Genomic DNA, 18,272 nt, shown 5'->3' on the forward strand with positions numbered 1-18,272 from the left:
CGGAGCGTGGGAACGATCATGCTGGATCAGCGCTGAACCACGCGCATCGCCCCCGGTTCTTTCGGCAGCACGCGCTTGGCAACCACGTAGTGGGTGTTCCAATACGGCTTGTTCAGCGTGTCGATGGTCACCGACTTGCCCCGGCGCGGAGCGTGGATAAACCGGTCGTTGCCCAGGTAGATGGCCACGTGGTTGACGCGGCGGCTCTTGAGCTTGAAGAAAATCAGATCGCCAGGCTTGAGGTCCTTGCGCTCGACTTTCTCGCCGTGGCCGGCTGCCATGGCGTTGGAGGTGCGTGGGAGGTCGAACGTGGCGTCATTGAAAGCGTACTTCACCAAACCACTGCAATCGAAACCTTTGCTTGGGCTACTTCCGCCCCAACGGTAAGGTGTGCCGAGTACATTCACGGCGCGGCTCAGGACATTGCTGGTCGTCTTGGTCGCCATGGGTGGCACCAGTCGGCTGTGGGCGGTGCTCACACGCTGGACGCTTTGCTTGTTCTTGCTCGAAGGAGCAGAAACATGGGATTTAGGGGTATAGCCGTTGACGTTGGGAAGACGTTGCTCACGATTGGTGGCGTGGGCGGCCAGTGGCAATAATAGGCAAATGGTTAGCCATGTCTTGAAAAATGGACGCATTAGGCAGGGCTCTTGAAGGTTAGCGCGCAACTTTATAACAGCTTTTTTCGCCATTCCGAGGCCGTTTGTCGATTCGAAACCCAGCGTAAACCCGGCAAAATTGCGACAATTTGACCCGATTGTCCGACAGAGCCCCCGTATCACGGGCTTTTGCGCGACGCGAGTCGCTCAGGACCGCTTGTCGGCGAGACACAAAAAAGTCACAAAAAGTCCGAACAAATTTTTCTATCGAGGCAAAAGAGGCATTAATGAACAGCTATCAGCAGGATGCAATCCGCGATACCCACAGCAAAGTCATCGGGTATCTGCTGTGGATTTTGGGTTTTACCGGTGCTCACCGCTTCTATTACGGCAAGCCGGTAACCGGCACGATCTGGTTCTTCACCTTCGGGCTGCTGGGCATCGGTTGGCTGATCGACTTGTTCCTGATTCCAGCCATGGACCGCGAAGCGGACCTGCGTTTTACCCCGGGTCCGATCGAGTACAGCGTGGCGTGGATACTGCTGACGTTTCTCGGCGTACTGGGCGTGCATCGCATGTATCAGGGCAAATGGCTCAGCGGCATCCTCTATCTGCTGACCGGCGGGGTGTTTTTCCTGGGCGTGCTGTATGACTTCTGGACGCTGAACGATCAGGTTTCGATCCGCAATGCTCAGAAACGCGGGGCTTTCCAGTAAGACGGCAGATCGAGTCGCCTGCATTCGCGCAGCAGGCGACTCGATTTTTTTTCAGGCTTGGTGGGTGATCCGCCCATCCATCAGGGTGTAGCGCACCACACCCGGCAGGCTGTGGCCGAGGAACGGGCAGTTGTCGCCCTTGGAACGCCAGGCTTCACCGGCCACGGTGGAGGTAGCAGGGTCGAACAGCACCAGATCCGCCGGCGCGCCCACGGCCAGTTTCCCGGCTGGAAGTTGCAGCGCCTGGGCCGGGCCGGCGCTCAGGCGTGCCAGCAGGGTTGGCAGGTCGAGCAAGCCGTCTTCCACCAGCGTCAGGGCCAGCGGCAGCAGCAGTTCGACGCTGCTGATGCCCGGCTCGGTGGCGCCGAACGGGGCCAGCTTGGCATCGCGCTCGTGGGGCTGGTGATGGCTGGAGATGGCCGAGATGACGCCGGACTTCACCGCCTCGCGCAAGCCATCGCGGTCGGCGCGGGTGCGCAGTGGCGGCTGGACATGGTAGACGCTGTTGAAATCGATCAGCGCTTCGTCGGTCAGGATCAACTGGTACAGCGCCACATCGGCGGTCACCGGCAAGCCGCGGGCCTGGGCCTGGGCGATCAACGCCGCGCCGCGGGCACTGGTCAGTTGGCTGAAATGGGCACGCACGCCGCTTTGCTCCACCAGCAGCAGGTCGCGGGCCAGGGCCACGGTCTCGGCGGTTTCCGGAATTCCCGGCAGGCCCAGGAAGCTGGCGGTCGGGCCCTCGTGGGCCAGGCCACCTTCGGCCAAGTCATGATCCTGTGAGTTGAAAACCACTGTCAGCCCGAACGTCGCTGCGTACTCCAGTGCGCGGCAGAGGGTGCGGGCGTTGCGGAAACTGCTCAAGCCGTTGCCGAACGCCACGCAACCGGCGTCGCGCAAGGCGATCAACTCAGCCAGTTGCTCGCCCTCCAGGCCTTTGCTCAACGCCCCGATCGGGAAGACCTTGGTGTTGCCGGCTTCCCGGGCGCGGTCGAGGATCAGTTCGGCCACCGCCGAAGTGTCCAGCACCGGCTTGGTCTGCGGCGGGCAACACAGGCTGGTTACGCCACCAGCGGCGGCGGCCCGGGTCTCGCTGATAATGCTGCCTTTGCGGCTGTAGCCGGGCTCGCGCAAGGCGACGTTCAGGTCCACCAGGCCGGGAGCGGCCACCAGGCCTTGGGCGTCGAGGATCTCGACCGCGACGAAACCGACCGGCGCCGCGCCAAGGGCGACGATCTTGCAGGCATCTATATGGATGTCAGTCACTTGATCCAGGCCACTGGCTGGATCGATCACGCGTGCGCCGAGAATGCTGAGCTTCACTGGGCGTTCTCCTGGTCGAATTGGCGCTGGGCCGTTTGCCCGCTCATGGCCATGGACAGCACCGCCATGCGGATGGCGATGCCGTAGGTCACTTGATTGAGGATCACCGAATGCGGTCCGTCGGCCACCGCCGATTCGATTTCCACGCCGCGGTTGATCGGCCCCGGGTGCATGACGATGGCGTCCGGCTTGGCCCCGGCCAGGCGCGCCGTGGTCAGGCCGAACAAGCGGTAGAACTCGCCTTCGCTGGGCAGCAGGCCGCCGGTCATCCGCTCGCGTTGCAGGCGCAGCATGATCACCACGTCGACATCCTTGAGGCCTTCGGTCATGTCGGTGTAGACCTTCACGCCGTATTGCTCGACGCCGATGGGCAGCAGGGTTTTCGGCGCGATCACGCGGATGTCCGGGCAGCCGAGGGTCTTGAGTGCCAGCATGTTGGAGCGGGCCACTCGCGAATGCAGGATGTCGCCGACGATGGCCACCGACAGGTTTTCGAAGCTGCCCTTGTGCCGACGGATGGTCAGCATGTCGAGCATGCCCTGGGTCGGGTGCGCGTGACGGCCGTCGCCGCCGTTGATGATCGCCACCTGGGGGCAGACGTGTTCGGCAATGAAGTGCGCCGCCCCGGAATCACCGTGACGGACGACGAACATGTCAGCGGCCATGGCTTCGAGGTTGCGCAGGGTGTCGAGCAGGGTTTCGCCCTTGCTCGCCGAGGACGTGGACACGTTCAACGTGATCACGTCCGCCGAGAGTCGCTGGGCCGCCAGTTCGAAGGTGGTGCGGGTGCGGGTGGAGTTTTCGAAGAACACGTTGCACACGGTCTTGCCGCGCAGCAACGGGACTTTCTTCACAGCCCGGGCACCGACTTCAAGGAAGGAGTCGGCGGTGTCGAGGATTTCCGTCAGCAGCTCGCGGCGCAGGCCATCGAGGGACAGGAAATGCCGCAGTTGGCCCTGATCGTTGAGCTGCAGCGGGCGCTTGGTTTCGAGAGGCGTCATCGCGATGGACTCTTACAAGGGCAGTTAAAGGGCAAGGTCTTGCAGTTCGAGTTGCAGCGGCGACGGGCCGGAGAGCTTGACTCGCTCATCGGCGGCCAGTGTCAGCGTCGCGCCGACCACGTTCGGTCGGATCGGCAGCTCGGCGGCATCCAGGTCCAGCAGGCACACCAGGGTCACGCTGGCCGGGCGACCGTAGTCGAACAGTTCGTTCATGGCGGCGCGGATGGTCCGGCCGCTCATCAGCACGTCATCGATCAACACCAGGTGCTGGCCTTCGATCTCGAACGGCAGCGCCGAGGGGCGTACTTGCGGGTGCAGGCCGTTCTGGCTGAAATCATCACGGTAGAAAGATACGTCCAGGGTGCCCAGCGGCGAGTCGCTGCCCAGTTCATCGAGCAAGGCCTGGGCGACCCAGACGCCGCCGGTGCGAATGCCGATATAGCGCGGCTCGCTGATGCCGCGTTGTTCCAGGTGCGCCGTGAGACGGATCGCCATCTGGCTGATCAGTTCGGCAGGATTGGGCAGGCTCATGCTGGCTCCTTCAGGTTCCCGGGTCGGTGCTTTTGACTCGGTTTATCGCTAAAAGAAAGCGCCTTGGCGGCGCTTTCAAAAAATCAGGTTTCGAACAGGGCGGCGTTGGCGTCGAGCCAGCCTTGCAACAGCAGGGCGGCGGCGATGGCGTCCACCGGGTTGTCGCGGTAACTGCCTTTCTGCCCGCCGCGTACCAGGCGCTCGCCCTTGGCCTCGAAGGTGGTCAGGCGCTCGTCATGGGTATAGAAGGGCAGGTTGTAGCGGCCGTTGAGCCGGCGCGCGAATTTTTCGGCGCGCAGGCACATGTCGCTGGGCGTGCCGTCCATGTTCAGCGGCAGGCCGACCACCACGGCGTCGGGTTTCCACTCCTTGATCAGCGCTTCGACCTGGTTCCAGTCCGGGACGCCGTTCTGTGCCTTCAGTGTGCACAACTCGCGGGCCTGGCCGGTAATGACCTGGCCGACCGCGACGCCGATCTGTTTGGTGCCGTAATCGAAGCCCAGCAGCAAGCGCAGCGCCATCAGGCGTGTCCTGCCTGGCTGGTGAGCAGGCTGAGGTTGACACCCAGCCGGCTGGCCGCCGCTTCCAGGCGCAGTTCGCTGCTGGTGTTGAACAGGATATCGGCGTCGAATGGGCAGGTCAGCCAGGCGTTGTCGGCCAGTTCGGCTTCCAGTTGCCCCGGTTCCCAACCGGCGTAGCCGAGGGCGATCAGGCTTTTCTCCGGGCCGACGCCGTCGGCGATAGCGAATAACACATCCTGGGAGGTGGACAGCGACACGCCATTCAGGTCGACGGTGGCCTGGAATTTTGGACCCGACGGATGAAGTACGAAACCCCGGTCGGTCTGCACCGGGCCGCCGATGAAAATCGGTACGTGCTGGCACAAGAGTGGCGGCTCGACCTCGGGACGCAGTTGCTCAAGGATATCCGCCAGGTTCAGTTCCTGCGGACGATTGACCACCAGTCCCATGGCCCCATTGGCCGTGTGCTCGACGATGTAGGTCAAGGTGTGGGCAAAATTCGGATCAGCCATGTGCGGCATGGCAATCAGGAAGTGATGCTTGAGGTAGGTGGGGCTGACGTTTTTCATAGGCGCTAGTGTGGCGGCGCAGGCGCGAACTGACAAGCCGGGGATGTGCAGGAAGCGCTGATCACAGCCACCTTCATCCACGGCAGGCTCAGTTGCTGGAAAGCCGATCGCCGCGGGCAAACTTCCAGGTACGGATGATTTCCAGGCGGTCGATGTCCGACAGATCCCCGGTGAACGGCGCGAACGGCGCGGCCAGGCGCACGATTCGCTGGGCCGCCTGGTCCAGCAAGGGCTGGCCGGAGGATTCCAGTACCAGCACCTCATACAGCGAACCGTCGCGGTTGATCGAGACCATCAATCGCAGATTGCCGTAAATCTGCTTGCGCCGGGCTTCCTCGGGGTAGTTGAGGTTGCCGATGCGCTCGACCTTCTTGCGCCACTCGTCCTTGTACCAGGCGCCCTTGTCGCGCATGGTCGACGCAGCGCTCAGGCGATGGATGCGCGGACGCTTGGCGTACAACTGCTGCTCCTGGGCCAATTCGGCTTCCAGGCTGGCGATGTCGCTGGACAGCTGCGAGCTGTCGAAGGTTGGCTCGGGGGCCTTGGGTTTCGGATCAGGCTTGACCTCTTCCTTGACCGGGGCCTTTTTGGGCTTCGGTGCCGTAGTAGTAACGGCGGCTTTTGGCGCTGTTTCCTGCACCTCCGGCTTGGCGGCCGGCGGCGGGGTGATCTTTTGTACCTTGTTGTCCTGGAACGGCGCGATCTCGGTGGTCTTGGGAATCGCTTTCTTTTCCAGGGTACCGCTGCCTTGCTGGTTTTCCTGGGCCAGGAAGTCCGCCTTCTGTGGCTTGGTTTCACTCTTGAAGGTGGCCAGGGTAATTTCCAGGGTCTGGCTGATCTGCTTGGGTTCGACCGTGGCAAAGCCAACGCCCAGCAGCACGGCCAAGTGGATCAATGCCGCCAGGAACAAGGTAAAACCGAGACGATCAGCCGGGCGCACACCGCGATGGGCGAGCTCTTGGGGCAGATCGGGTGGGCGTGTCATGACAAGGAAACCAACATCACGTTTTTTCAGGCCGGGCATGATAACGCAATGTGGGTTTCCTTCATCAGGATCTGGATCAACGCGCCTTGAGCTTCTGATCGATGGCATCCATCAACATCCCGCCGATGTCCGTACCGAAGGCATTGTCGATTTCGCGGATACAGGTCGGGCTGGTGACGTTGATCTCCGTCAGGTGCTCGCCGATCACATCCAGGCCGACGAACAGCAGGCCTTTCTCGCGCAGGGTCGGGCCGACCTGGGCGGCGATCCACCGATCCTTCTCGGTCAGCGGGCGGGCTTCGCCGCGACCGCCGGCCGCCAGGTTGCCCCGGGTTTCACCAGCGGCCGGGATACGCGCCAGGCAATAATCGACGGGTTCGCCGTCGATCATCAGGATGCGTTTGTCGCCATCGACGATGGCCGGCAGGTAACCCTGGATCATGATCTGCTGCTTGCCGTGCAAGGTCAGGGTTTCAAGGATCACCGACAGGTTCGGGTGACCGGCGGTATGACGGAAGATCGAGGAACCGCCCATGCCGTCCAGGGGCTTGAGGATCACGTCGCCGTGATGGTCGGCGAACTCGCGCAACACGTCCGGGCGACGGCTGACGATGGTCGGCGGCGTGCACTGCGGGAACAGCGTGGCGAAGAGCTTTTCGTTGCAATCGCGCAGGCTCTGCGGCTTGTTGACCACCAGTACGCCAGCGCTTTCAGCCTGTTCCAGCAGATAAGTGGAGTAAACGAATTCCATGTCGAACGGCGGATCCTTGCGCATCAGGATCACGTCCAGGTCGCTGAGCAGCGCATCGCTTTCTTCGCCCAGTTCGAACCACTTCTCGGGATTGGCGAAGACCTTCAGCGGCTTCATCCGCGCCCGGGCCTGGCCTTGCGCCTGATAGAGATCGCGCTGCTCCATATAGAACAGCTCCCAGCCGCGCTTCTGAGCGGCCAGCAACATGGCCAGCGAGCTATCCTTCTTATAGGAAATGCTGGCGATAGGGTCCATGACAATGCCGACGCGTACGCTCATGGCTTGGTTCCTCGAAAATTGGGTGGGCACGAAGGGCGTGAAAAAGTGGCGTCAGAGTGGCGCCCCCAAGATTGGCGGTCAAGGAAAAACCGCCGTACCGAGCGGCTGATAGATCGGCGCTGGAGACTGTGCTAAAAAGGCTGCCATGTGACGTGCGGGCCTTGAACATCAAGGGTTTGCGCTGTCGATCACTCTTATGCGTTAAAAAACCGGTTTGCAGTGGCAATGGCAGAGCATCTTACGCAGCAGCAACCCAGCGCCTTGAAGGTCATGGTCATCGACGACTCGAAGACCATCCGCCGTACCGCCGAAACCTTGCTGCGCAACGCCGGTTGCGAGGTGATCACGGCGATCGACGGCTTCGATGCCCTGGCCAAGATCGTCGACCATCACCCAGGCATTATCTTTGTCGACATCATGATGCCGCGCCTGGACGGTTACCAGACGTGCGCCCTGATCAAGAACAACAGCGCTTTCAAGGCCACGCCAGTGATCATGCTGTCGTCCCGCGATGGTTTGTTCGACAAGGCCAAGGGACGCATCGTCGGTTCCGATCAGTTTCTGACCAAGCCTTTCAGCAAGGAAGAGTTGCTGGGTGCGATACAGGCCCATGTCCCGGGTTTTGCCGCAGCCCAGTTGCACCAGGCACATTAATGACGCTCGGCCTCGGGCCTGAGGTCTAGAAGAATGGGGAATACCATGGCACGAGTTCTGATCGTCGATGATTCGCCGACTGAAATGTACAAGTTGACCGGCATGCTGGAAAAGCATGGCCATCAGGTCCTGAAGGCCGAGAACGGCGCCGATGGCGTGGCACTGGCGCGCCAGGAAAAGCCCGACGCGGTGTTGATGGACATCGTCATGCCCGGCCTCAACGGGTTCCAGGCCACGCGCCAACTGACCAAGGACCCGGACACCGGTCGTATCCCGGTCATCATCATCACCACCAAGGACCAGGAAACCGACAAGGTCTGGGGGACGCGTCAAGGGGCGAAGGACTACCTGACCAAGCCGGTGGACGAGGAAACCCTGATCGCGACCCTGAACAAAGTACTGGCGGGTTGAAAGCGCGGCCATGAGCCAATCCCTGACCGCATTCGAGCTGTTGCTGCAGATCGATCGGCGCTGTCGGCTATTGGGCGCGGACTTGCCGTCCCAACCGATCCACCGCGATAGCTGGAGCGGCATCGGCTTTCGCCTGGGCGATCATTGGTACGTGGCGCCCATGGGCGAAGTCAGCGAGGTGCTGCACGAGCCGCGCCACACGCCTTTGCCCGGGGTCAAGCCATGGGTTCGCGGCGTGGCTAACCTGCGCGGGCGTTTGTTGCCATTGATGGACCTGTGCGGTTTCTTCGGCCATGAACTGTCCAGCGTGCGCAAGCAGCGGCGGGTGCTGGTGGTGGATCATGACGAGGTGTTTGCCGGCTTGCTGGTGGACGAGGTCCAGGGGTTGCAGCATTTCCCCCAGGGCAGCCTCGAATCGATTTTGACGAACGACCTCGATGGCCCGGAATCGGCCTTCGTCCAGGGCCGTTTTGGCGCAGAGCGGCAATGGCTGGTGTTCAGCCCGTTTGCACTGGCGCGCTCGCCAGGATTCATGGATGTGGCGGTTTAACGAGACTTAGCGCGGCCCCTGTGGAAGCGAGCAGGACAGGCGAGGACCGATGATCAAAACTCAAACAGGCAAGACACTGGAGGCGTCGCGCAGTCGTTCGCAGATCATCGTGCTGTTCGTCGCGCTGATCGTCTTCATCATGCTGTTATTTGCCAACTTCGCTTACCTCAACACCCAGTCTACGTACGACAAGCAGTACATCGGCCATGCCGGTGAGTTGCGAGTGTTGTCCCAGCGCATCGCCAAGAACGCCACCGAGGCCGCGGCCGGCAAAGCCGCAGCCTTCAAGCTGCTGAGCGATGCGCGCAACGATTTCGCCCAGCGCTGGGGCTATCTGAAACAAGGCGACCCGGTGACTGGCTTGCCGCCGGCGCCTGCCACCCTGCGCCCGCAGATGCGCGCTGTGCAACTGGACTGGGAGCGCCTGCTGAAGAACACCGATGCCATCCTGTCCAGCGAGCAGACCGTCCTGTCGTTGCATCAGGTCGCGGCGACCCTGGCCGAAACCGTGCCGCAACTGCAGGTCGAATACGAGAAAGTCGTTGAAATCCTCCTGCAACGCGGCGCGCCGGCCGCCCAAGTGGCCATGGCCCAGCGCCAGTCATTGCTGGCCGAGCGGATTCTTGGCGCGGTGAATACGGTGTTGGCCGGCGACGAGAACGCCAGCCAGGCGGCTGACACGTTTGGCCGCGACGCCGCGCGCTTCGGCCAGGTGCTCAACGGCATGTTGCAGGGCGACGCGACCTTGAAAATTTCCCAGGTACAGGACCGCGATGCCCGTGCGCGCCTGACTGAAATCAGTGAGCTGTTCGAATTTGTCTCAGGCTCGGTGGATGAAATTCTCGAAACTTCTCCGGAGCTGTTCAAGGTCCGCGAGTCGGCGGGCAACATCTTCAACCTGTCGCAGACCTTGCTCGACGAGGCCTCGCACCTGGCCACGGCTTTCGAAAACCTGGCCGGCGGGCGTTCCGTGAACAGCATCGGCGGTTATGTGTTGGGCCTGCTGGCGCTGATGTCGATCATCCTGATCGGCCTGGTGATGGTCCGCGAGACCAATCGCCAGTTGCGTGAAACCGCGGAAAAGAACGAGCGCAACCAGAACGCGATCATGCGTCTGCTGGATGAAATCGAGGATCTGGCCGACGGCGACCTGACCGTGACGGCTTCGGTCACCGAAGACTTCACCGGGACCATCGCCGACTCGATCAACTATTCGGTGGATCAACTGCGCGACCTGGTGGCGACGATCAACCTGACCGCCGGCCAGGTGGCTGCCGCCGTGCAGGAAACCCAGGCCACCGCCATGCATCTGGCCCAGGCGTCCGAGCACCAGGCCCAGCAGATCAGCGAAGCTTCGACTTCAATCAATGAAATGGCCCAGTCCATCGACCAGGTGTCCGCCAATGCCGCCGAGTCGTCGGCCGTGGCCGAGCGTTCCGTGGAAATCGCCAACAAGGGCAACGAGGTGGTGCACAACACCATTCATGGCATGGACAACATTCGCGAACAGATCCAGGACACTGCCAAGCGCATCAAGCGCCTGGGTGAGTCGTCCCAGGAAATCGGCGATATCGTCAGCCTGATCGACGATATTGCCGACCAGACCAACATCCTCGCGCTCAACGCGGCGATCCAGGCGTCCATGGCGGGCGATGCCGGTCGTGGCTTTGCGGTGGTGGCCGATGAAGTGCAGCGGTTGGCGGAACGCTCCTCGGCGGCGACCCGGCAGATCGAGACGCTGGTGCGAGCGATCCAGGCCGACACCAACGAAGCGGTGATCTCCATGGAGCAGACCACCACCGAAGTGGTCCGCGGCGCCCGGCTGGCACAGGATGCCGGGGTCGCGCTGGAAGAAATCGAAGGGGTTTCCAAGACCTTGGCGGCGCTGATCCAGAGCATTTCCAACGCGGCGCAGCAGCAGACCACCTCGGCGGGGCAGATATCCTTGACCATGAACGTGATCCAGCAGATCACCAGCCAGACTTCGTCCGGCTCCACTGCCACCGCCGAGAGCATTGGCAACCTGGCGAAAATGGCCAGCCAGCTGCGCCGCTCGGTGTCGGGGTTCACCTTGCCGGCGGCGCCTGTGGCGGATGAGGGCAAGGCGTGACTATTGAGAAGGGTTATGTGGCGGGGCAGCTTTTGTGGCGAGGGAGCAAGCTCCCTCGCCACAAAGGCTGATGTGCTCCTGCTGCATATGACTTTGATTTGGAGTGGTTATGGGTGATCGGCACGACTACGTGGCCCTGGAATGGGTCAAGGGCGAGATTGCCGAAACGCTGAAGCAGGCCCACCTGGCCCTTAATCGCCTGGTGGACGACCCGCAGGCGTCGGATGCCCTTGCCCAATGCCTGGCCTGCATCCATCAGGTCCATGGCAGCCTGCAGATGGTCGAGTTCTACGGCGCGGCGTTGCTGGCCGAGGAAATGGAGCAGCTGTGCGGCGCCTTGCAGAGCGATCGAATCGCCCATCGCGACGAGGCCATCAGCCTGTTGCGCCAAGCCTTGGGCCAGTTGCCGATCTATCTTGATCGGGTCCAGGGCGCTCGTCGCGACCTGCCGTTAGTGGTGCTGCCATTGATCAATGACTTGCGCAGTGCCCGGGGCGAGAGCCTGTTGTCGGAGACCAGCCTTTTCAGTCCGCAATTACCCGATATCGCCCCGCTCGGCGAGGACGCCTTGAAACGGCTCGAGCCGGCCGACCTGCCAGGCACCTTGCGCAAGTTGCGCCAGACCCTGCAAGTGGCCCTGGTGGGGCTGTTGCGCGAACAGGACGACGCCACCCATCTCGGTTACCTGGCCAAAGTCTTTCACCGTTTGGAAACCTTGTGTGCCGGCGCGCCGCTCAACGTGCTGTGGCAAGTCGCTTCGGCGCTGGTCGAAGGCATGCGCGACGCACGCATCGGCAACAGCCCGGCGCTGCGCAGCCTGTTCAAGGACGCCGACAAAGAACTCAAGCGCCTGCTGGAGCAGGGCATTGCCGGCATCAATCAACCGGCCCCACCTCACTTGGTCAAAAGCTTGTTGTTCTATATTGCCAAGGCCGAACACCCCAGCGGGCAGATGCAGATCATGAAAGAACGCTACTCACTGGACGACGCGCTGCCCGACGGCGCGATGGTCGATGAAGAAAGGGCGCGGCTGGCCGGGCCCGACCGCGATGCCATGCGCTCGGTGCTGGCGGCGCTTTGCGAAGAATTGGTGCGGGTCAAGGAGCGCCTGGACCTGTTCGTGCGCAGCGACCGCCAGCACGCCTCGGAACTGGACAGCCTGTTGGCGCCCCTGCGGCAGATCGCCGACACCTTGGCGGTGCTCGGTTTCGGCCAGCCGCGCAAAGTGATCATCGACCAATTGGCGGTAGTGCTGAGCCTCGCCCAGGGTCAACGCGACCCGGATGACGCGACGCTCATGGATGTCGCGGGGGCCTTGCTCTATGTCGAGGCAACGCTGGCCGGCATGGTCGGCACCGTCGAGCCTGAAAGCCGCGACGACAGCCCTCTGCCGACGACTGACCTGACCCAGATCCACCAGATCGTCATCAAGGAAGCCCACACCTGCCTGCAACAGGCCAAGGACATGATCGTCGATTACATCGACGCCGACTGGAACAGCGAGCAGCTCGAGGCGTTGCCGGGGTTGCTGACCCAGGTGCGTGGCGCGCTGGCGATGATTCCGTTGAGCCGTGCCGCCAGTCTCGTGGAGGCTTGCAACGGTTCCATCCACGAGCATCTGCTGCTCGATCATGCCCAGCCGGGCTGGGAAGAACTCGATCATCTGGCCGATGTGATCACTGGCCTGGAATATTACCTGGAGCGTTTGAGCGAAGACCCCCATAAGCCCGCTGAAGGTCTGCTGGATGAGGTCGAACGCAGCCTCGGCGCCCTGGGCTATTCCCCAGACGAAGCCCGCGTGCCGGTGCTCGATGATGTGCTGAGCCCCAACGAGGCCCAGGTCATGCAGGACTTGCAGGAACTGGACGATCCGCAAACCGTGCAATCGCTCGCCGAAGTCCTGGCCAGCCCGGTCTCGGCGGTCAACCCGCCGGCGAGGAACATGCCGGCCAGCCTGCTGCCGCCGCCGCGGGATGAAAGCCCGGTGGACGACGAGCTGCGCGAAGTGTTCCTCGAGGAAACCGCCGAGGTCCTGGAAGTCCTGCATGAGTACCTGCCGCGCTGGGCTGCTCACTCGGATGACCACGTTGCCCTGACTGAACTGCGCCGAGCCTTCCACACCCTCAAGGGCAGCGGTCGGATGGTCCGGGCGCTGATCCTGGGCGAGTTGGCCTGGGCTGTGGAGAATCTGCTCAATCGCGTTTTGGAACGCAGCGTCGAGCCGGGTACTTCGGTCCGGCAGTTGGTTGAAGAAACGGTGCAATTGCTGCCTGAGCTGGTCGCCGATTTCGCGGCCTCTCACCAACGCCAGCGTGACGATGTCGACCGCTTGGCCGCCCGTGCCCATGCGCTTGCCAAAGGCAGTGATGAAGAGGATGACGACGAACAGGACGTGGCTGCGCTCGATCCTTTGCTCCTGAAAATTTTCGACAATGAAGCCCAGGCCCACCTCGCCACGCTCAATCGCTTTCTCGACCAGGCCGCCGAGCAGTTGCCGTTGCAAGCCGGCGACGAACTGCAACGGGCCTTGCATACGCTCAAGGGCAGCGCATCGATGGCCGGTGTAGCGCCGATCGCCGAGCTCGCCGGGGTGATGGACGAAATGGCCCGGGAATACAGGGCGCATCTGTTGGCCCTCGACCTGGACGAGGTTGAGCTGTTGCTGGAAGGCGAAGGGCTGCTGCGACGTGGCCTGCGCCAGTTGCACAGCGAACCGCTGGCGCCGATCCCCGGTGCCGTCGACCTGATCCAGCGCGCCCGGGCGCTATTGGCCGAGCGCCTGCAGGCGGCCCACGACTCGCCGGACCAAGGCGTGCGAACCAAGCGCGATACGCAGTTGATCAATAACTTCCTCGCCCAAGGCATGGACATCCTGCTGGACGCCGAAAGCCTGCTGCAGCGGTGGCAGCAACACCCCGCCGAAAGCCAGGAATTGAGTGCGTTGCTCGATGAGCTGACCACCCTTGGCGAAGGCGCGCACCTGGCCGACCTGCACCCGGTGGACGAGCTCTGCGAAGCCTTGCTCGATCTCTATGGTGCGGTGGAGGAAAGCAGCCTGGCGGTCAGCGAGGCCTTTTTTCAAGAGGCGCAACGGGCCCATGAAGCGCTGATCGACATGCTTGATGAGCTGGCGGCCGGGCAGAATGTGAATCCGCAACCCGCACGCGTCCAGGCCCTGCGCAGCCTGCTTGAAGAGAGTCTCGACCCGGGCGCCACGGGACTGATCCGCAGCGATGGCAGTCGCACCCTGAGCATCCGCGAACTGAGCCACGCGACGGCCGAAATGGAGCGCAGCGCCCCCGCCGACACTTCGGTAGACGATGACATCGCGGCGATTTTTCTCGAAGAGGCCCAGGATATTCTCGAAAGTGCCGCTCAAGCCTTGCAGCGCTGGCTCGCCGACCCGGACAACGGCGCACCGTTGTCATCGCTGCAACGCGACTTGCATACCCTCAAGGGTGGTGCGCGCATGGCGGATATCCGGCCGGTAAGCGACCTCGCCCAAGAGCTGGAGAATCTCTACGAAGGGCTGGTGGACCGCCGCTACAGCTACAGCGCGGAGCTGGCGCAGTTGCTCAACAGCAGCCACGAACGCCTCGATCTGTTGCTTGGGCAGTTGCAGCAAGGTCAGCCGTTGGGGGATCCGGTTGCGCTGATCGACGCGATCCACCGGTTCCGTCAGGACAGGCCTAACGCCATCGAGACGCCAGGCTCGGGTTCGAGCGATGCGGCCGGGCACGATCCGGAGCTGCTGGAAATCTTCCTTGAGGAGGGGTTCGACATCCTCGAGAGTTCCGGCGCGGCGTTGCTGCGTTGGCAGGAAGATCCGGCGAACCGCCAGGCCGTGGAAACGCTGCTGCGAGATTTGCACACGCTCAAGGGTGGAGCGCGGATGGTGGAAATCGCGCCCATCGGCGATCTCGCCCACGAGCTTGAAAACCTTTATGAAGGTTTGTCGGCAGGCCTGTTGCAGCCAAGCCCGGCGCTCTTCAGCTTGCTGCAGGGCAGCCATGACCGGCTGGCGCAAATGCTCGACGCGGTTCGCGCCGGCCAGCCGTGTCCGCCAGGCGATCGATTGATTGCGCGGATCCAGGCCGTGAACCATCCGCAGGGCGGCGAGGCCCCCGCGACCGTTGCGGCTGCGGAACCGGCGTTGCTCCAGGCCCCGGCGCCTTTGCTGACGCGAGCCGAGCCCGTCGCGTCAAGCGACGGTGCGGACATGGTCAAGGTCTCCGCCGAATTGCTCGACGATCTGGTGAATCTGGCCGGTGAAACCTCGATTTTCCGTGGCCGCATCGAACAGCAGGTCAACGATGCCCGCACCGCCCTGAGCGAGATGGAAACCACCATCGAGCGCATGCGCGACCAGTTGCGCCGCCTGGATACCGAAACCCAGGGGCGGATTCTCAGTCGCCAACAGGAGGAGGCCGAACGGTTGGGCTACGAAGAGTTCGACCCGCTGGAAATGGATCGTCACTCCCAGTTGCAGCAATTGTCCCGGGCGCTGTTCGAGTCCGCCTCGGACCTGGTCGACCTCAAGGAAACCCTTGATCGCAGCAACCACGACGCGGAAAACCTGTTGCAACAGCAAGGGCGCATCAACACCGAACTCCAAGAGGGCCTTATGCGTACGCGCATGGTGCCGTTCGAGCGAATGCTGCCGCGCCTCAAACGCATCGTGCGGCAAGTGGCGCAGGAGCTGGGCAAGGACGTTGAGTTCGTGGTCGGCAACGCCGAGGGCGAGATGGACCGTAACGTGCTCGAGCGCATGGCCGCACCGCTGGAGCATATGCTGCGTAACGCCGTTGACCATGGCCTTGAGCCGGCCGATGTGCGGATCGCCGCGGGCAAACCCGCCCGGGGACGAATCAGCCTCGACCTCTCCCGGGAGGGCGGCGACATCATTTTCGACATACGTGACGACGGTGCCGGTGTGCCGCTGGACGCGGTGCGGCGCAAGGCGGTCAAGCGTGGCTTGTTGTCGCCAGACAGCGACATGAGCGATCGCGACGTGTTGCAATTCATCTTGCAGCCCGGGTTCTCCACCGCCGAAAAAATCACCCAGATATCCGGGCGTGGCGTCGGCATGGACGTTGTCCATGAAGAGGTGCGGCAGTTGGGCGGCAGCATGGCCATCGACTCCACGCCGGGGCAGGGCGTGCATTTTCGCATTCGCCTGCCATTCACCGTGGCGGTTAACCGGGCCTTGATGGTGCAGTGTCACGAAGACCAGTACGCCATTCCGCTGAACACCATTGAAAGCATCGTCCGGGTGCTGCCCGCCGAGCTGGACGGCTATTACCAGCTCGACCCGCCGGTCTACACCTATGCCGGGCAGCGTTATGAGTTGTGCTACCTCGGCGAGCTGCTGAAAACCGGCGCTCGCCCGAAATTGCTGGGCCAGAGCCAACCCTTGCCGGTGCTGCTGGTGCAGTGCAATGAGCGGCATATTGCCGTGCAGGTGGACGCCACCACCGGGACCCGGGAAATCGTGGTCAAGAGCCTTGGTCCGCAATTTTCGGCGGTCCGGGGCCTGTCGGGAGCGACGATCCTGGGGGACGGCCGGGTGGTACTGATCCTTGACCTGCTGGCGCCGATCCGCGCTTTGCCACACCAGGTCCCGCGTCGCGATGGACGCGCGCAAGGCGAGAGTGAACCTCAGCGTCCGCTGTTGGTTTTGGTGGTGGACGACTCTGTGACCGTGCGCAAGGTCACCAGCCGCCTGCTGGAGCGCCATGGCATGCACGTGCTCACCGCCAAGGACGGTGTGGACGCCATGGCGTTGCTGGCCGAGCACTCTCCGGACCTGATGCTGCTGGACATCGAGATGCCGCGCATGGATGGCTTCGAAGTGGCGGCGCAAGTGCGCAACGATCCGCGCCTGGCACATCTGCCGATCATCATGATCACCTCCCGCACCGGCCAGAAACACCGCGACCGCGCCACGGCAATCGGTGTCAACGACTACCTGGGCAAGCCTTACCAAGAGTCGGTGTTGCTCGACAGCATTGCGTACTGGAGCAAAAACCATGCATGACTCTCGCGCCAGTCATCTCACTGGGCTATTGCTGCCCTTGGCGGACCGGCACCTGATCCTGCCCAACGTGGCGGTGGCCGAACTGATCGATTACCAGAGCAGCGCGTTCGATCTGGACACCCCGCCGTGGTTCCTGGGCTGGGTGAGCTGGCGTGAACGGCAAATCCCGCTGCTGAGCTTCGAGTCGGCCTGCGGCCAGAAAACCGTGATGGGCGAGCGCGTGCGCATCGTCGTGCTCAACGCCCTGGGCGGTCGGCCGCAGCTGCGCTTCATCGCGCTGCTGGTGCAAGGCATTCCGCGCTCCTGCAAGCTCGACACCCAGTTGAGCTACGTCGACGTGCCGCTGTGCGGGCTGGAACAAGCGGCGGTGCAAGTGGGGGAACATGTGGCGAAAGTGCCGGATTTGTTGGCGTTGGAAGAGTTGGTGGTTGCTGCTGGGCTGGTTCAGCACTTCGTCAGTTGAATCGAGTCCGATATCAGGTTGATCGTACCCGTGTGGGTACGATCGTGGATGAGAGCGTGCTCACTATCGGGTGGCAGTAGGCCAAGAGTCCATGGGTCTTTCTCTGACACAAATATTGTCAAACTCAATTAAAAACGGTTCCAAATGGCGAGGCCCGCTGAGCCCAATCCAAAGTTCCGCACTGGGGACCATGTTGGAGCCAAATTCACGTCCTGTTAGCCATTGATTGACCGGCGTATTAGTCTCTACTGGCGTAGAGGCCATAACCCATCTATTGGGATCTGTGACTTTGATATAGAAAAATTCCGACGGGGCGCTAACGATACGATAGTCAAAAGAAAACCAATAGGGCGTGCCGGGGACCATGTCGAATACTTTGTGAAGAGCTGGCATGACTTTTTCGGCGACGTACATGTTTGCCTGACCAGACCAATACCCATTTTTCCCATCTGTCTTCAGTTCACCTTTTGATGCTCCGGGTCCGTTCTCCCATCCATTTCGCTTAATTACTTCGGTAGCGCCCTCAAATGTTGTGCAAGGCTGATAACTCATGATGCTCTCCTGTCCATCGAGTGACAGCGTTCCAAGAACGCGGTCGGTTGATTTGGCTCTGCAACCGGCACATTTGCTACTGTCAGAGTTGACAGGTCGGTGTCTTTAACCGACAGGTGGACATTGGGTGCGCCGAACCATTACCCCAACCGTAACGATCCGCCACCCAGCTTGATTGATACCCTCGCCCCAACCCTCCTAATGTGACCCCCACGACAGC

Annotated in this window: 16 protein-coding genes; 7 read left to right on the top strand and 9 right to left on the bottom strand. The window is 62.2% G+C overall.

The genetic code is table 11. The features are described 5' to 3' along the window. Positions 1-26: 26 nt before the first annotated feature. On the bottom strand, positions 27-638 hold the full coding sequence (locus tag HU742_RS01045) for a C40 family peptidase (protein ID WP_186634081.1): 612 nt from the start codon (positions 636-638) through the stop codon (positions 27-29). Between the two features lie 248 nt (positions 639-886). On the opposite strand from HU742_RS01045, the gene HU742_RS01050 reads away from it, so the two are divergent. Next, positions 887-1,315 carry an NINE protein gene (locus HU742_RS01050; protein WP_186634084.1) on the top strand — a complete coding sequence of 143 codons (429 nt, stop codon included), beginning with the start codon at positions 887-889 and terminating at the stop codon, positions 1,313-1,315. A 51-nt stretch (positions 1,316-1,366) separates the two neighbouring features. On the opposite strand, the gene HU742_RS01055 is transcribed toward HU742_RS01050, so the two are convergent. The 7 genes from HU742_RS01055 to gshB all read right to left on the bottom strand — a co-directional run bounded on the left by HU742_RS01055 (position 1,367) and on the right by gshB (position 7,275). Continuing rightward, positions 1,367-2,638, bottom strand: a complete 1,272-nt coding sequence (locus tag HU742_RS01055) for a dihydroorotase (protein ID WP_186643458.1) — start codon at positions 2,636-2,638, stop codon at positions 1,367-1,369. Further along, entirely contained in the window at positions 2,635-3,639 is a 1,005-nt protein-coding gene (locus tag HU742_RS01060; RefSeq protein ID WP_003177495.1) for an aspartate carbamoyltransferase catalytic subunit, read from the bottom strand. Before HU742_RS01060 ends, HU742_RS01055 begins: the two co-directional genes overlap by 4 nt. Positions 3,640-3,663: 24 nt before the next feature. Next, positions 3,664-4,170: a bifunctional pyr operon transcriptional regulator/uracil phosphoribosyltransferase PyrR gene (gene pyrR, locus HU742_RS01065; protein ID WP_186612060.1), complete on the bottom strand. Its 507-nt coding sequence runs from the start codon at positions 4,168-4,170 to the stop codon at positions 3,664-3,666. An 83-nt stretch (positions 4,171-4,253) separates the two neighbouring features. Continuing rightward, positions 4,254-4,691: a Holliday junction resolvase RuvX gene (ruvX, locus tag HU742_RS01070; RefSeq protein WP_003177497.1), complete on the bottom strand. Its 438-nt coding sequence runs from the start codon at positions 4,689-4,691 to the stop codon at positions 4,254-4,256. Then, positions 4,691-5,260: a YqgE/AlgH family protein gene (locus HU742_RS01075; RefSeq protein ID WP_186612059.1), complete on the bottom strand. Its 570-nt coding sequence runs from the start codon at positions 5,258-5,260 to the stop codon at positions 4,691-4,693. The genes ruvX and HU742_RS01075 overlap by 1 nt, the downstream gene beginning before the upstream one ends. An 88-nt stretch (positions 5,261-5,348) precedes the next feature. Next, a complete protein-coding gene (locus HU742_RS01080) occupies positions 5,349-6,245 on the bottom strand; it encodes an energy transducer TonB (protein ID WP_186634092.1) in 897 nt (298 codons plus the stop codon). 76 nt (positions 6,246-6,321) lie between these two features. Further along, positions 6,322-7,275 carry a glutathione synthase gene (gene gshB / locus HU742_RS01085; RefSeq protein WP_186643459.1) on the bottom strand — a complete coding sequence of 318 codons (954 nt, stop codon included), beginning with the start codon at positions 7,273-7,275 and terminating at the stop codon, positions 6,322-6,324. A 225-nt stretch (positions 7,276-7,500) separates the two neighbouring features. Between gshB and HU742_RS01090 the strand changes: the two genes are divergently transcribed. From HU742_RS01090 to HU742_RS01115, 6 genes are all read left to right on the top strand, one after another. After that, entirely contained in the window at positions 7,501-7,929 is a 429-nt protein-coding gene (locus HU742_RS01090; RefSeq protein ID WP_186612057.1) for a response regulator, read from the top strand. Positions 7,930-7,974: 45 nt separating this feature from the next. After that, entirely contained in the window at positions 7,975-8,340 is a 366-nt protein-coding gene (gene pilH, locus HU742_RS01095; protein ID WP_186634098.1) for a twitching motility response regulator PilH, read from the top strand. A 10-nt stretch (positions 8,341-8,350) separates the two neighbouring features. After that, positions 8,351-8,890 carry a chemotaxis protein CheW gene (locus HU742_RS01100; protein ID WP_186634101.1) on the top strand — a complete coding sequence of 180 codons (540 nt, stop codon included), beginning with the start codon at positions 8,351-8,353 and terminating at the stop codon, positions 8,888-8,890. Positions 8,891-8,939: 49 nt separating this feature from the next. Continuing rightward, positions 8,940-11,000, top strand: a complete 2,061-nt coding sequence (locus HU742_RS01105) for a methyl-accepting chemotaxis protein (RefSeq protein ID WP_186634104.1) — start codon at positions 8,940-8,942, stop codon at positions 10,998-11,000. Between the two features lie 109 nt (positions 11,001-11,109). Continuing rightward, positions 11,110-17,037: an Hpt domain-containing protein gene (locus tag HU742_RS01110; protein WP_186643460.1), complete on the top strand. Its 5,928-nt coding sequence runs from the start codon at positions 11,110-11,112 to the stop codon at positions 17,035-17,037. Then, positions 17,030-17,500, top strand: a complete 471-nt coding sequence (locus HU742_RS01115) for a chemotaxis protein CheW (protein ID WP_186643461.1) — start codon at positions 17,030-17,032, stop codon at positions 17,498-17,500. The genes HU742_RS01110 and HU742_RS01115 overlap by 8 nt, the downstream gene beginning before the upstream one ends. 63 nt (positions 17,501-17,563) lie before the next feature. Here HU742_RS01115 and HU742_RS01120 read toward each other — a convergent pair whose 3' ends face one another. Next, positions 17,564-18,052 carry a hypothetical protein gene (locus HU742_RS01120; RefSeq protein WP_186634112.1) on the bottom strand — a complete coding sequence of 163 codons (489 nt, stop codon included), beginning with the start codon at positions 18,050-18,052 and terminating at the stop codon, positions 17,564-17,566. Between the last annotated feature and the right edge of the window lie 220 nt (positions 18,053-18,272).

Source organism: Pseudomonas marvdashtae (assembly GCF_014268655.2).
GTDB lineage: Bacteria > Pseudomonadota > Gammaproteobacteria > Pseudomonadales > Pseudomonadaceae > Aquipseudomonas > Aquipseudomonas marvdashtae.